Source organism: Massilia sp. IC2-278 (genome assembly GCF_020708045.1).
Classification (GTDB): Bacteria; Pseudomonadota; Gammaproteobacteria; order Burkholderiales; family Burkholderiaceae_D; genus Telluria.
The window spans coordinates 1-13567 of the sequence record NZ_JAJFES010000018.1 but is presented as its reverse complement, the minus strand read 5'-3'; the positions used below and the strand labels follow the sequence as shown (position 1 = coordinate 13567).

Below are 13567 nucleotides of genomic sequence, written 5' to 3'. Positions count from 1 at the left end.
GTCTTGGCTACGATTGATGTGACCGCGCTCACCGTAAAGGATACTCGCTGCCGGCTTCGGTGATCATGCGTACCGCACGCTCGATCATTGCAGCGGAATACTTGTGTTGTTTCTTCCTTACTACATTCTCTCCAGCATTGGGCCTCCTCAAAATCCGGGCAATTTTTTACCGTATCTATAGCTTATTTGCTCCAATAAGAATTGCAGACTTTGAGTACATGGAAGCATGGCCAGCTATCAAAAACGCTCTGATTCCCAACATAACGGATCGTTATATGACACTTCTGCAAGACCTGCTCCAAGCCCATCAGAACAAGCGGCTGCTACGCTTGTCTTTTCCGCACGACGATGCTCCTCCGGTCCGGCTCATGGTCAATCGTTTCAGTGGCACGGAATCGCTGTCACGCGACTTCCAGTTCACTGTTGAAGTGCTCAGTGACGACGCCAGCATTGCCCTCGAAACCATGCAAGGCAAGCTGCTCTGCATTTCCTTGGTTCAGGCAAACGGCAACTTACGACCGTTCACGGGGTACGTCGCCCAGTTCAAACTCGTCAAGGCCGACGGAGGCATTGCGTTTTACGAAGCGACACTTGTGCCTTGGCTGTACTACGCGCGATTGCGGCAGAACAACCGTTTGTTCCACGATCAGACCCTTCGGCAGCAGACAGACGAAATCCTTCAGGCCTACGGTCGACTCCCTACATGGGAATGGAAAGTCTTGGGAGAACAGCCGCAATACACCATGTGCGCGCAATGGTCGGAGTCTGACCACAACTATCTGTCCAGGCGCTGGGAAGCCGATGGCTATACTTACTGGTACGAGCACTCGGAAAAGGAGCACACGCTAACGATCAACAACGACACGCTAAGTGTCAAATCGATTGACATATATCCACCTGAGATCCGCTTTCATAGCAAGGAAGGTTCACTAGAGGAAAACGCTATTGAGCATTGGAGCACGGTAAAGGTATCGGCATCCGCAAAGTCAGCGATCAGTGGATTCGACTTCAAACGGCCGCATCCAATGCATGTTGACGTTCCTACTGTCAACCAGCAAGGCGACGTCCCTCATTTAGAAGTGCATAGTTACGAAGGCCACTACGGTTTTAGTCGAATGGCAGGGGCGAACCGCCTCGCCCGGCAGCGTATGGAGGAAATTGAAGCACGCGGTATGTATTACGAAGCGCGCGGCAATAATAAACATGTTGCCCCTGGAAAGTGGTTTCGGCTGATAGATCACTTCAATCATACTCGTCAGGCCAATGAATTTCTGATCTTGGAGGTGCATCACGAAGCCTGCAATAATTACCTACAAGGCAAAGGCGCGGTCGCCGAGTACAAGAACAGCTTCACTTGCCAACCCAGGAACGTGCCATGGCGTCCGGGTCGCGGCTTCGCCAGTCTTGACACCAAACTGGTGGCGTTACAAACCGCGCTGGTAGTCGGCCCCGAAGGACAAGGCAGCCTGAATGTCGACCAATACGGTCGCATTCGAGTTCGCTTTCACTGGGACCGTAACGAGACTAGCAGTTGCTGGGTGCGGGTCGCGACGAACTGGGCAGGAGGCGAAAAAGGCCTGGTCAGCCATCCGCGAGTAGGTTCAGAAGTTGTTGTGCAATGGCTCGACGGTAATCCAGACCATCCATTGGTAACTGGATGCGTGCACAACCAGAGCATGATGCCGCCCTGGAAGCTGCCTGAACAACAGGCGCTGACTGGCCTTCGCAGCCGGGAGCTGACCACCGATGGCGGCAATCGTCCGGGCGGACGTAGCAACCATTTTGTGCTCGACGACACAGCCAACCAGATCCAGGTCCAACTCAAGAGCGACCATCAAACTAGTCAACTTAGCCTCGGCTATATCACGCGCATCGATGACAACGCCGGACGCAAGGATCCTAGGGGTCAGGGACTTGAATTGCGCACTGATGGACACGGCGCAGTGCGGGCACAACAGGGGCTGCTGCTCACTACCGAAGCGCGGCCGGATGCGGAGGGCCATATCACCGACATGGCCGAGACCTTGGCCCGCATGGCGCAAGGACGCGACCTGCACGATAGCTTATCTCAAGCTGCCCAGCAGGCCGAGGCTCATCAAAGCGGCGACCAAGATCAGGTCGTCGAGGCAATCCGAGACCAGATCAATGCGATAAAAGGATCGGATAACGCGCGTGAGAAAGGTCGGTTTCCGGAATTTCAATCACCCCATCTGACACTCGCCAGCCCTGCCGGCATTGAAGCCAGTACGGAGGGCTCAACCCATGTGATCAGCACCCAGCATAACGTTCTTACCAGCGGTGGGCATGCCAGTATCAGCGCCGGAAAAAGTTTGCTGGTCAGTGCCAAGGAGGCCGTGCGCCTTTTTGCCTACAGGGCAGGCATGAAACTCGTGGCGGCCAGTGCCGACATCGACATCACGGCGTTGAAGGAAAGCGTCAACATCCTCGCCAAACTGAATATTACGCATTCTGCCAACCGTATCTCGATTACCGCCAAGGAAGAAGTCGTGATCAACGGCGGAGGTAGCTATTCTCGTTGGAATGCGTCGGGTATAGAAGAAGGAACGAATGGCACTTGGCGCTCGCACGCAACTAAGCATGTAATGGACGGGCCAGCCAATGGTCCCGTTTTCGAGCCGAAGCAGATCGATGTTGCATTGAAGGAAACCCCGCTAGAACACCAAGTGACATTTTCGATGCAGCACATCCCCGGGCCATCCCCCGCGCTGTTTGCTGGGCAACCCTATACGTTGTTGAAAGACGGTGCAGAAATCAAGAAAGGTTTATTCGATGAATATGGGCGCGTGACGGTGGATAAAGCCGAGAAGGGAGCAACTTATCAGGTGCGTCTTCATAATGGCACGCTGCATGACGTGCCGATAGCGCAAGAGTCGATGGAATCCGATCCGGAGAAACCCGAGTACTACGAACAGCAGTTATCGAATAAAGGCTATCGGGCCGATGGCCAGGACGCCGGCAAACGGCTATCACAGCGTAATCGTGGCAATTCCTAATCAATTGACCGCCCAAGGAACCCATCCACATGAACTTCTTTCAGCCAACTGATCTAACCAAACTTCTTGCACAGATACAGAATCCTGAAAAGAGCAACGTCGACATGATCAAGCGACGTGCCAAGGGCAGCCTGCAGTGGTTTCTTGAAAAAGAAAGTAAGACACATCCTGTCCATGACAACAATCACCTGGAATTTTATATTTGCGGACAAGACGGATTTGCTGCTATCGAAAAAGATATTCGCGCGGCGGTCAGTAGTATTGACCTGGTTCTTTGGGGATTCGACCCCGGCATGGAACTGGTGCGTACAGGGAGCGTCTGGCCGCGTGGTACCACTTACGGTGATTTGTTGACCGCAAAGGCGCGAGAAGGGGTGAAAGTGCGCCTCTTGGTCTTTTATGGACAAATTCCTTTTCTCGGGTGCGTCCCATTTTTTAACCCTATTGCAAATGCTACAGGCAATGTCCCAGACATTGGCGCACTGAGCTGTATTCCATTGTCCATGTTAACGAAGGAGTTGCACGCCCCTAATACTGTCGGCAAGTCAGCGCCGGAGGTAATAAAAATGCGGCAGAAGTATTGCAGTTCATGGTGGGACATCGCGCTTCGTGGAGGTTTTACCAATCTTGAGGTTCGCCTGCGTAAAACATATGGCGACGCAATTGGGAAAAACGTACGCAAATATTTGCCCGGCTCTGTCAGGACCTTGACTGAAGCTGCCGGCATAATCGAAATCGGTACGCATCACCAAAAACCCGTTCTCATCGATTATGCGCCAGGTAAGGCAAACGCCGCCAAAGCCAACTCATGTGGCTATGTCATGGGCCTTAACAGCGTAACGGACTATTGGGACACTACCGAGCACCGCTTCAACGATCCCAAACGCGAATACAGCCCCGAAGGTGCCTATTGGACAAAGGCTTGGCGCCGGAAACCCTACCGCGATTACGCTATTCGTGTGCAAGGTGAAGCGCTGCATTGCCTCAACAAGAATTTCGTTGAAGGATGGGATAACGCCAGCGGCTACGGCCTGGCAAATGGCGCTTCGATCTTCAGCAGTAGTTTGGAAAAGGAGCGCAAATCAGTCCAGCCCAAGGATATCCCCATTGCACGCGGTGCCCGATGCCGGGCGCAAATCCTGCGTACTTTTCCAGAAAAAGAAGATGCTACCATCCTCAAGGCATATATCCTGGCTGCGTCAAACGCCGTCAATTATATTTATATCGAAAACCAGTATTTCCAATTGGACGACTGGGTCCGCATGATAAAAAAAGTACGGGAGCAATACTGCCAGGCGATGATGCAGGCTGGCGCCAAGCCGGCCGATATCGCGCCGCTACATATCTTTGTGGTAATTCCGCAGCCTGAGCGCGGCGAGATGGTGCCGAACACTTACGACACCATCAACCAACTGGGCCAAGGCCGGTCAGTCGGCGCCTACGATAAACTGGTGCAGGGCCGGCGCAAGGGCGACGAGAAAAACTCTGGCGGCGGCATTGTCAAGGATTCGCTGAAAACCGCTCCCGCCAATCCACGAGCCGAACTTGAAGCCTTGGGCATCAAAACCGTTGTCGCCATGCTGATGACCTATGATGCCGGGAACGAGGCCAAGGATATTCTGATCAAGAAACGCGACAACCATGCCCAGCAGGCACAGGCGGACTTGGAAGTGAAAGAAAATACTCAAGCCAACGTGCACAAGGGTAAGGCCGATGACGTAGATGTGGAAAACTATAGCGACTACAACATCGTCCCGCGCCGCTACCGGGAAATTTATATTCACAGCAAATTGATGTTCGTGGACGATGTGTACACGACGCTGGGCAGCGCGAACCTTAACGCGCGCAGCATGGCTGGCGACAGTGAATTAAACATCTGCACTGAGGAATGGGCTTTTACCAAGACGGCCCGCAAACGGGTATGGGGGAATTTGGCCGGGGAGGATTTGAATGGTGGCGAGGGTATGAGGAAGGATATGGAACTAACACTTAAATCGTGGCAGCAGAGAATGGATTTCAACAAAGGGATTAAATTGGCGAATCGGCCGCCAGTAGCAAATAGTTTTATTCATCCCTTCGAAGATCCACGCGGAGAGCCGCTGGTTCGGCTCGCATAAAATGAAAAACAGCACTGGCGGTTCTAGGCGCAATTACATATTTCCCTTCGGTAGGGTGACAATTATCGCCCTGGCATTTCTCATATCAGGATGCTCCATGAAAGACCATTCACAGGACGCAGCGTTGCCTCGCTTTACCAAGCTCGAAGCCTTCAATCCTCATCGCCCGGACTTTGCGTGCAAACACGAAGCTGACGTCAACCCACCGATCTCGGCAGAAGCGGAAGCCATCTTCCAGCAGGCGCTAATGTTGGATAACCATGATCTGTGGCCCGCCCAGCGGGATTATCCGAAGATCGCGACCCTGTACGAGCACGCCATGAAACTGGGCCATTGGAAAGCGCAATTCAACCTGGCCGGGCTGTACTTGAAAGGAATTGGCGTACCGCAAGACACTGAGAAGGCAATCGTATTGACCGAGGAACTGATGCGGAAAGGCGTGCCTGCCGCCTGGGACAACATGGGTGCCTACTACATGGGTGGCGTCGGGCCGCTCGAACAGGACGCAACCGTCGCATACGCCTTCTGGCAAAAGGCCGCCGACATGGGGAGCATGGCTGCGCAGACATACATCGGGGCAAAGCTGCTCGCCGCTAGCGATCAACCACCGGAAGCGTGGGCCAACAGAAATGTGGGCCTGAAGATGTTGGAATGCGCATATGCTCAGGGCGATGGCAGGGCTGGCTATGAATTAGGCTTGGACTATGCGATTCTTGGTCAAACAGACAAGACAAAAAAAGTGCCGGCGCTTCGATACTTTCATGAGGCAGCAAAGTTGGGAAGCGAAAGGGCAGCGAATTTTCTTGGTGTTGATTTTCACTCAGGCCCATCCACTGCGGCAAGTGTAGCTGCGGAAGTCGACAAGTCCCGTTCCGAACGTTACATGGTTCTTGGCGACGCACTTTTTAGAAATTCCGACCTGCGCTTCCCCAACCTCGACAAGGTGTTACCGCTGCCACCAGCCAAACTGCCGATGTGGAACGGGGACAAGGAAACGCTCATCAATGCCGCCAAAGCTGTCGTACCTAAACCGGCAACGTCAACCAAACCTGTTGCGCCTTCGGCGCCGGTGCGCACGGGGCGAGCCTACATTCCCGATGGCTGGGGACTTCCCGACAAGCCGCAAACACCTGTACCGGCCCAGTACGAAACCACCTCCGCGCCACTCGACGGTTACTGGATTGCGCGTTTGATGCGCCCTGTTACAGAGCGTCATCATGCCTGGAATGTCGCCCAGGTCCCGCTGCGTTACGAAAAGGGCGAACTTTTCGACCGTAGCCGGCCTGGCTTGCGCGACGACGACGGCCGCATTCAATTCCATTATCTGGGACAGCCAGTCGAGCAGGCAGTGCCGATTGTGATGACCGAACATCCGCTTGTCGTCCGAGGCATTGTCCGTTATGGCGATTTGGCTTCACTGCCGCGCGAATGTAATGGCCATTTTCCATGTCCTCAAACAGGAATATGGAGCGCGAGCGTGCCACCAAATCACCCGTCCTCCTCCATATTCAATCAATGGCACCAGCAAGCGTATGTAACACGAGGCCTGAGTTTCCCGGATCCCGAGGCACACCATCTTGCCATTGGTAGTCATGAGGTTACCTGGTATTGGCTGGGGCAAGCCAATGAAATGCGCGGTGACGTTGAATATGTCAGCTTGGGCGGTAGCCAAATTGCAGCTGATCAGTCGTGACATCTCGAACATGCTGCAGGGCAAGCTAGACCAGGCACATCGCGTACAGCCCGTAGTCGCATTGCAGCCCGGCAGGAATACGTCGGGCGAGCTGCGAATGACGGCGCAATGTCTTCATTATTATTTTTATTGGTTCACTTATGTCTAACGTGATTCGTCTTGGCGACGCCACGTCCCACGGTGGCAAGGTCGTAAGTGTAAGCGCACGTCATGTTACGGTTGAGGGCATTGCGGTCGCACGTGTAGGCGATGTTTGCAGTTGTCCCATCAAGGGGCATGACAACTGCACCATTGCGGAAGGCGACCCGCATCACGTTGTCGAAGGTGTGTGCGTGGCTTATGAAGGGTGCAAGACCACTTGCGGCGCCGTTCTGATTGCTAGCACGGCAAACCTCAGCAGGCCGTAATGTCGAATAGCTTTGTTGCACAAACGGGCTAAGTGCGTAATAGCCAAGCTCGGACGGATTTAGGGCATAGGTACGTCTGCTTTTGGCTGTGTTTTCAATTCGAATGGTTCAGAAGACGCGAATGTTGCTCTCAGGGCAAGCACGAAATTTTTAGGTGCATAAGCCGAAAGTGCCATCTGTAAGAGTGGGTCGGCTTATTCAGCAGTCTAGTGTAGTTGCCATACTGCCGGCCCCGCAGGCGTAATGGCGTATGGACACTAGTGTGGGTAGGCGACAAACTCGTTGGCTTTTCATAGGGAAAACGGCGGACACCGCTTCCGCCAGGATCCCGGCATCAGCCCTTGCCATCGGGGCTCCTTGCTTCATGTCCTTGCAGCGCGTGCCCCACCCTGCATTTCCTACCCCACCAGCAGCCAGTTCTCGCGCAGCCCCTGCTCGAACCTCGCCGCCGGCAGCGGCTGCGCATACAGATACCCCTGCACCTCGTCGCACCCGCTGTCGCGCAGGAAGGCCAGCTGGTCCGGCGTCTCCACCCCTTCTGCGATCACCCGATGCCCCAACTGGCGCCCGATGCTGATGATGGTGCTGGCAATCGCGCAGTCGCTGGCGTCGTTCGGAATCCCGGTGGTGAACGAGCGGTCGATCTTCAGCGTGTGGATCGGGAAGCGCTTCAGGTAGGACAGGCTCGAATACCCGGTGCCGAAATCGTCCAGCGACAAGGCCACGCCGAGGGCGTTGATGCGGTCCATGATACCGATCACGCGGTCGATGTCGTGCATCAGCGTGCTTTCGGTGATCTCGAGTTCGAGCCAGTCCGGGTCGAGGGCGTAGCGCGCCAGCGTGTCGGCTACGCGGTTCGGCAGCGACTCGGTGAATTCGCGCGCAGAGACGTTCACGGCCAGGCGGAACGGCCGCATGCCGGCGCGCTGCCATACGGCCGCCTGGGCGCAGGCCTGTTCCAGCACCCACTCGCCCACCTGCACGATCAGGCCGGTGGTCTCGGCCAGCGGAATGAATTCCGACGGCGGCACCACGCCGCGCTCCGGGTGCACCCAGCGCACCAGCGCTTCGGCACCGACGATCCTGTCGGTACCGATTTCAAACTTCGGCTGGTAGACCAGCATCAGTTCGCCGTGCCCGAGCGCGTGGCGCAGGCCGGACTCGATGCGCATGCGCTCGTGCATGCCCTTGTTCATGTCGAAGCTGTAGAAGGCCACGCTGTGGTCCGGATTCGCATGCCCTTCTTTGGCGCGCGCCATCGCGATGTCGGCCTTGCCGAGCAGGGTATCGGCATCGAAGCCGTCCTGCGGGTAGACGCTGATGCCGACGCTGGCGCCCACGCGTAAATCGTGGCCTTCGATCAGGAAGGGCGCGTCGAGCGCGGCCTGCAGTTTCTGCGCCACCGTGGTGGCCTCGAAGTGCTGGCGCACGTCGAACAGGCCGACCGCGAACTCATCGCCGGACAGGTGGGCCACCACGTCTTCCTCGCGCAGGGCGGCCCGGAAGCGCATGGCCACCTGGCGCAGCAGTTCGTCGCCGATGCGCCGGCCCAGGGTGTCGTTCACCAGCTTGAAGCGGTTCAGGTCGATGAACAGCACGCAGCCCGACAGCTCGTTGCGCTGGGCCACCATCAGGGCCTGGTCGACCAGGCGCGTGAACAGGGTGCGGTTCGGCAGGCTTGTCAGTTCGTTGTAGTAGGCCAGGTGGTGCAGGCGCTCTTCGGCCAGCTTGCGCTCGGTGATGTCGGTCAGGTAGGCGATCAGGCCGGCCGGGCGGTCTTCCAGGTCGCGCAGCGGCGACAGCGAGAGGCTGGCCCAGAAGATCTCGCCGGATTTCTTGCGGCGCCGGACTTCCATCATGCGCCCGCCCTGCTCGGCGAACAGGTCCGGCTGGCTGTCGCTGGCGTCTTCGTCGGCGTACAGGAAGAGGATGTTGCGGCCCACTGCTTCCAGCGCCGTGTAGCCGAACAGGCGCTCGGCGCCGCCGTTCCAGCTGGTGATGTAGCCCATCTGGTCGAGCGTGAGCACCGACTCGTGGATCTGGTCGAGGATCTGCGACTGGTGCGCCAGCTGGGCCTCGACCTGGGCGTAGGCGTGGGTGGCGCGCTGGGCCAGCGAATGCACCTGCAGCAGCGGACCGGCGAGCGCCGCCAGGCTGGCCAGCTGGCGCCGGTCCTCGGCGTCGTAGTCGTGGCGCCCGGCGACCTCGAAGCTGCCGAAGAGATGGCCGTCGAAGCGGATGTCCTGCTGCAGCGTGTGGGGATCGCTGGAGGCGCCGGCACGCAGTTCCGCGCTTGCATCGGCCATGAAACTGCCCTGCGGGCTGGCCAGCAGGGCGCGGGCGATGCGGCCCAGTTCTTCGTGCAAGGCTGCGCCGCGCAGGCGCATGACGGCTTCGCCCAGGGCGGCGCCGGCGGCCGCGAAATCGTGGCTGCGCAGCGCCAGCAGCTCAGACATTGCGGCCCACCTGGATCGCCCAGTGATAGGCATGCAGCTGGCTGCGCCACCAGGAGCCGGCATCGACGCCGGCGGCGGCCAGCGCCTGGGCGTGGGCGCCGCCGCCTTCCATCAAGCGCAAGCGCGCGCCGTTGATCCCCTCGCGCCGCAGCAGCGCCGCTTCCACGTGGGCCGGCAGGCACAATTCGCCGACGATCTCGGCCATGTGCATGCCGAGCAGGTGGTCGAGCAGGGAAAAGGCGCCGGTCATGAAGGCGAGGTCCTGCTCGTCTCGGTTGCCGCCATCCATCTTGCACAGCACCTCGAGGCGCGCCGCGCGCAGCGCCGCCTGCGGCAGCAAGGGGTTGAGCGGCCCTTCGGCGTCGGTGCGCGCATACAGCAGCAGCTGCAGCCAGCGCTGCAGCTGGCGCCGCCCGAGCAGCGCGATCGCCTGGGCAAAGCCGGTGATCTGGGTGTTGAGGGCAAAGGCCGCCGAGTTGACCAGCTTGAGCAGGTGCCAGGACAGCACCGGGTCCTGCTTCAGCAGGGTTTCGAGTTCGCGCGAATCGGCGTCGCGCGCGAGCAAGGCCAGGAGGCCGAGCAGGCGCCGGCGCGTCGGCACTTCGCTGGCGCCGGCGCCTGCCGGGCAGCAGCGTTCCAGGTAGGCGCCGGCGAACCAGGCGAAGCCGGCCTTCTCGCAGGCCTGCATGGCGCGCTGATCAGGCAGGCCATAGGCCAAATGCGGGCCGAACAGCGCCAGCAGTTGGCCGGGCGGCGGCGCGCCGGCGCCGCAGTCGAGGGCCACGGCGCGCAGGGTCGCGGGGCGGGCCACGCCCGGCGCCAGGGCGCCGTCGAGCAGGATGCGGTAGCCCTCTTCCTGCAGGGCGGCCAGCTGGCGCGGCGCGCCGTCCTGGGCCAGGGCGGCGGCATCGATGGCCAGCACCACGCGCTGCGGCGGCAGTTGCTTCAACAGGGGCAAGGGCAGCTGGGCCGGGCCGTCGAGCTGCAGCACGCAGTCGAGCGGCGCGATTGCCGCCAGCAAATCGGGCGAACCGAACAGCAGCGGCAGCGCGTCGGCGTTGCCGGATCGGGCGCGCAAGTCCAGGCCCAGCGCCACCCACTCGTTTCGCCCATTGGCGATCGGGTGCATCTGCACCAGCGGGAACGGGGTCAAGTCCAAGGCGGCCATCGGCTTCCTCTGAGTGAGTGATCGGGCCATATTAGACGAGCGATTAGCGAATGGCAACTAAATTTGTTTCCTCAGAGATACATTGACTACGTACTAATACGAACTGGATACGCATGAGCCAGGCGGTAGAATCATGCGCTTGCCATTTCCATAATGGTGCAAGATATGTATCGGACGCCGGGGGCGGCCGTTGTCAACCTGTCGCCTGTCTGGCGGCCGGTGCTGCGGCCGTATTGCCGCTCGCGGCAGGACGCTGGATGCGCCCTACCCTGACGAATAAAAAACTGAAGGAGCCACCATGAAAAGCCTCGGAAACAAGCTCGGCTGGTTGGCAGTCTCACTCCTCGGCGCGTTCGCGCTCGCTTATGTGGCCCTGCGCCGCGGCGAGTCGATCAATGCCGTGTGGGTGGTTGCCGCTGCCGTCTGTGTTTATCTCATCGCCTACCGTTTCTACAGCCTGTACATCGCCACCAAGGTGATGGGTCTGGACGCGCGCCGCCAGACGCCCGCCTATAAATACAACGACGGTCTCGACTACGTTCCCACCAACCGCTACGTGCTGTTCGGCCACCACTTCGCCGCCATCGCCGGCGCGGGGCCGCTCGTGGGGCCGGTCCTGGCGGCCCAGATGGGTTACCTGCCGGGCATGATGTGGATCCTGGCCGGCGTCGTGTTCGCCGGCGCGGTGCAGGACTTCATCGTCCTGTTCATGTCGATGCGCCGCGACGGCCGGTCGCTGGGCGACCTGATCAAATCCGAGATGGGCGAGATTCCGGGCGTGATCGCCCTGTTCGGCACCTTCATGATCATGGTCATCATCCTCGCGGTGCTGGCCCTGATCGTCGTCAAGGCGCTGACCGGTTCGCCGTGGGGCACCTTCACCGTGATGGCAACGATCCCGATCGCGCTGTTCATGGGCATCTACTCGCGCTACGTGCGCGTCGGCCGTATCGGCGAGATCTCGCTGATCGGCTTCGTGCTGCTGATGCTGGCCATCGTCGGCGGCCAGTGGGTCCACGATTCGCCGACCTTCGGCCCGATGTTCACCTTCACCGGCGTCGAACTGACCTGGATGCTGATCGGCTACGGCTTCGTGGCCTCGGTGATTCCGGTGTGGCTGCTGCTGGCGCCGCGCGACTACCTGTCGACCTTCCTGAAGATCGGCACCATCGTCGCCCTGGCCATCGGCATCCTGGTGGTCGCCCCGCACATGCAGATGCCGGCCGTGACCCGCTTCATCGACGGCACCGGCCCGGTCTGGTCGGGCAACCTCTTCCCCTTCCTGTTCATCACCATCGCCTGCGGCGCCGTGTCCGGCTTCCACGCGCTGATCTCCTCGGGCACCACGCCGAAGATGATCGAGAACGAAACCCACGCCCGCTTCATCGGCTACGGCGCGATGCTGATGGAATCGTTCGTCGCCATCATGGCGCTGGTGGCCGCGTCGACCATCGACCCGGGCATCTACTTCGCCATGAACGCGCCGGCCGCGGTACTCGGCACCACCGCGCAATCGGCGGCGGCGGCCGTGTCGAACTGGGGCTTCGTGATCACGCCCGAAACGCTCACGCAGGTGGCGAAGGACGTCGGCGAGCACACCATCATCTCGCGCGCCGGCGGCGCCCCGACCCTGGCCGTGGGCATGGCCAACATCCTGGCCAACGTGGTCGGCGGCAAGGCCATGATGGCCTTCTGGTACCACTTCGCGATCCTGTTCGAGGCCCTGTTCATCCTGACCGCGGTGGATGCGGGTACCCGCGCCGGCCGCTTCATGCTGCAGGACTTGCTGGGCGCCTTTGTCCCGTCGCTCAAGCGCACCGAGTCGCTGCCGGCCAACCTGCTGGCCACCGGCCTGTGCGTCGCGGCCTGGGGCTACTTCCTGTACCAGGGCGTGGTCGATCCGCTGGGCGGCATCAACACCCTGTGGCCGCTGTTCGGCATCGCCAACCAGATGCTGGCCGGTATCGCGCTGATGCTGGGCACCGTGGTGCTGTTCAAGATGAAGCGCGGCCAGTACGCGATGGTAACGGTGCTGCCGACCATCTGGCTGCTGATCTGCACGCTCACCGCCGGCTGGCAGAAGATCTTCGACGAGAACGTGAAGGTTGGCTTCGTCGCCCACGCCCAGAAGTTCCAGGCCGCGCTCGACGCCGGCGAAGTGCTGGCCCCGGCCAAGTCGCTCGACGAGATGCGCCGCATCATCTTCAACGACTACGTTGACGCCACCCTGGCCGGCTTCTTCATGGTGGTGGTGATTGCAGTGCTGGTGTACGGCATCAAGACCGTGATCAATGCGCGCAACAGCAACAGCCCGACGGTGAAGGAATCGCCGTTTGTTGCCGCACCAACCGCGCAGGTGCAGTGATGCTCGGCGCCCTGGCCCAGGCCGGCCGCTACCTCGGGCAAAGCATGCGCCTGATGGTCGGCCTGCCCGAGTACGACACCTACCTCGCGCACATGGAGCGCGAGCATCCGGACAAGACGCCCATGACCTACGAGGAGTTTTTCCGCGAGCGCCAGGAAGCGCGGTATGGGTCGGGGCGCAGCGGGGGGTGCTGCTGAGGCGCTGTACTTGACCGCTTGAACGAAGCCCGTGCCAGTGATGGCGCGGGCTTTTTATATGGTGGGTTCGAGAACCCACCCTACATGAACGGAGCCCGTGCCGGCGCATGGGCTATGGGCTGTTGTAGGGTGGGTTCTCGAACCCACCAG

Annotated in this window: 8 protein-coding genes; 6 read left to right on the top strand and 2 right to left on the bottom strand. The window is 59.7% G+C overall.

Annotation, left to right across the window (positions count from 1 at the left end; translation table 11 throughout):
* The first annotated feature begins 65 nt into the window (after window positions 1–65).
* The 4 genes from LK540_RS22245 to LK540_RS22230 all read left to right on the top strand — a co-directional run bounded on the left by LK540_RS22245 (window position 66) and on the right by LK540_RS22230 (window position 7231).
* On the top strand, window positions 66–3014 hold the full coding sequence (locus tag LK540_RS22245) for a type VI secretion system Vgr family protein (RefSeq protein ID WP_229439580.1): 2949 nt from the start codon (window positions 66–68) through the stop codon (window positions 3012–3014).
* Between the two features lie 29 nt (window positions 3015–3043).
* On the top strand, window positions 3044–5131 hold the full coding sequence (locus tag LK540_RS25365) for a phospholipase D-like domain-containing protein (protein ID WP_307729199.1): 2088 nt from the start codon (window positions 3044–3046) through the stop codon (window positions 5129–5131).
* A gap of 97 nt (window positions 5132–5228) precedes the next feature.
* Window positions 5229–6824: a DUF6396 domain-containing protein gene (locus LK540_RS22235; protein WP_229439579.1), complete on the top strand. Its 1596-nt coding sequence runs from the start codon at window positions 5229–5231 to the stop codon at window positions 6822–6824.
* A 140-nt stretch (window positions 6825–6964) separates the two neighbouring features.
* Window positions 6965–7231 (top strand): PAAR domain-containing protein, encoded by a 267-nt coding sequence (locus LK540_RS22230; RefSeq protein WP_229439578.1) that lies wholly within the window; start codon window positions 6965–6967, stop codon window positions 7229–7231.
* A 398-nt stretch (window positions 7232–7629) separates the two neighbouring features.
* Here the strand turns inward: LK540_RS22230 and LK540_RS22225 are convergent, their stop codons facing one another.
* The gene (locus LK540_RS22225; RefSeq protein ID WP_229439577.1) at window positions 7630–9687 is read right to left on the bottom strand and encodes a bifunctional diguanylate cyclase/phosphodiesterase; all 2058 of its coding nucleotides are present in this window, start codon (window positions 9685–9687) and stop codon (window positions 7630–7632) included.
* Window positions 9680–10855, bottom strand: a complete 1176-nt coding sequence (locus LK540_RS22220) for an HDOD domain-containing protein (RefSeq protein WP_229439576.1) — start codon at window positions 10853–10855, stop codon at window positions 9680–9682. Before LK540_RS22220 ends, LK540_RS22225 begins: the two co-directional genes overlap by 8 nt.
* Window positions 10856–11153: 298 nt before the next feature.
* Here LK540_RS22220 and LK540_RS22215 point away from each other — a divergent pair, with 298 nt between their 5' ends.
* Window positions 11154–13220: a carbon starvation CstA family protein gene (locus LK540_RS22215; RefSeq protein ID WP_229439575.1), complete on the top strand. Its 2067-nt coding sequence runs from the start codon at window positions 11154–11156 to the stop codon at window positions 13218–13220.
* Entirely contained in the window at window positions 13220–13417 is a 198-nt protein-coding gene (locus tag LK540_RS22210; RefSeq protein WP_229439574.1) for a YbdD/YjiX family protein, read from the top strand. Before LK540_RS22215 ends, LK540_RS22210 begins: the two co-directional genes overlap by 1 nt.
* The last annotated feature ends 150 nt before the right edge of the window (window positions 13418–13567 follow it).

Excerpts from the sequence above, each read along its gene's own strand:
- LK540_RS22245 (WP_229439580.1), top strand. The coding sequence starts at position 66 with ATGCGTACCGCACGCTCGATCATTGCAGCGGAATACTTGTGTTGTTTC.
- LK540_RS25365 (WP_307729199.1), top strand. The coding sequence starts at position 3,044 with ATGAACTTCTTTCAGCCAACTGATCTAACCAAACTTCTTGCACAGATA.
- LK540_RS22235 (WP_229439579.1), top strand. The coding sequence starts at position 5,229 with ATGAAAGACCATTCACAGGACGCAGCGTTGCCTCGCTTTACCAAGCTC.
- LK540_RS22230 (WP_229439578.1), top strand. The coding sequence starts at position 6,965 with ATGTCTAACGTGATTCGTCTTGGCGACGCCACGTCCCACGGTGGCAAG.
- LK540_RS22225 (WP_229439577.1), bottom strand. The coding sequence starts at position 9,687 with ATGTCTGAGCTGCTGGCGCTGCGCAGCCACGATTTCGCGGCCGCCGGC.
- LK540_RS22220 (WP_229439576.1), bottom strand. The coding sequence starts at position 10,855 with ATGGCCGCCTTGGACTTGACCCCGTTCCCGCTGGTGCAGATGCACCCG.
- LK540_RS22215 (WP_229439575.1), top strand. The coding sequence starts at position 11,154 with ATGAAAAGCCTCGGAAACAAGCTCGGCTGGTTGGCAGTCTCACTCCTC.
- LK540_RS22210 (WP_229439574.1), top strand. The coding sequence starts at position 13,220 with ATGCTCGGCGCCCTGGCCCAGGCCGGCCGCTACCTCGGGCAAAGCATG.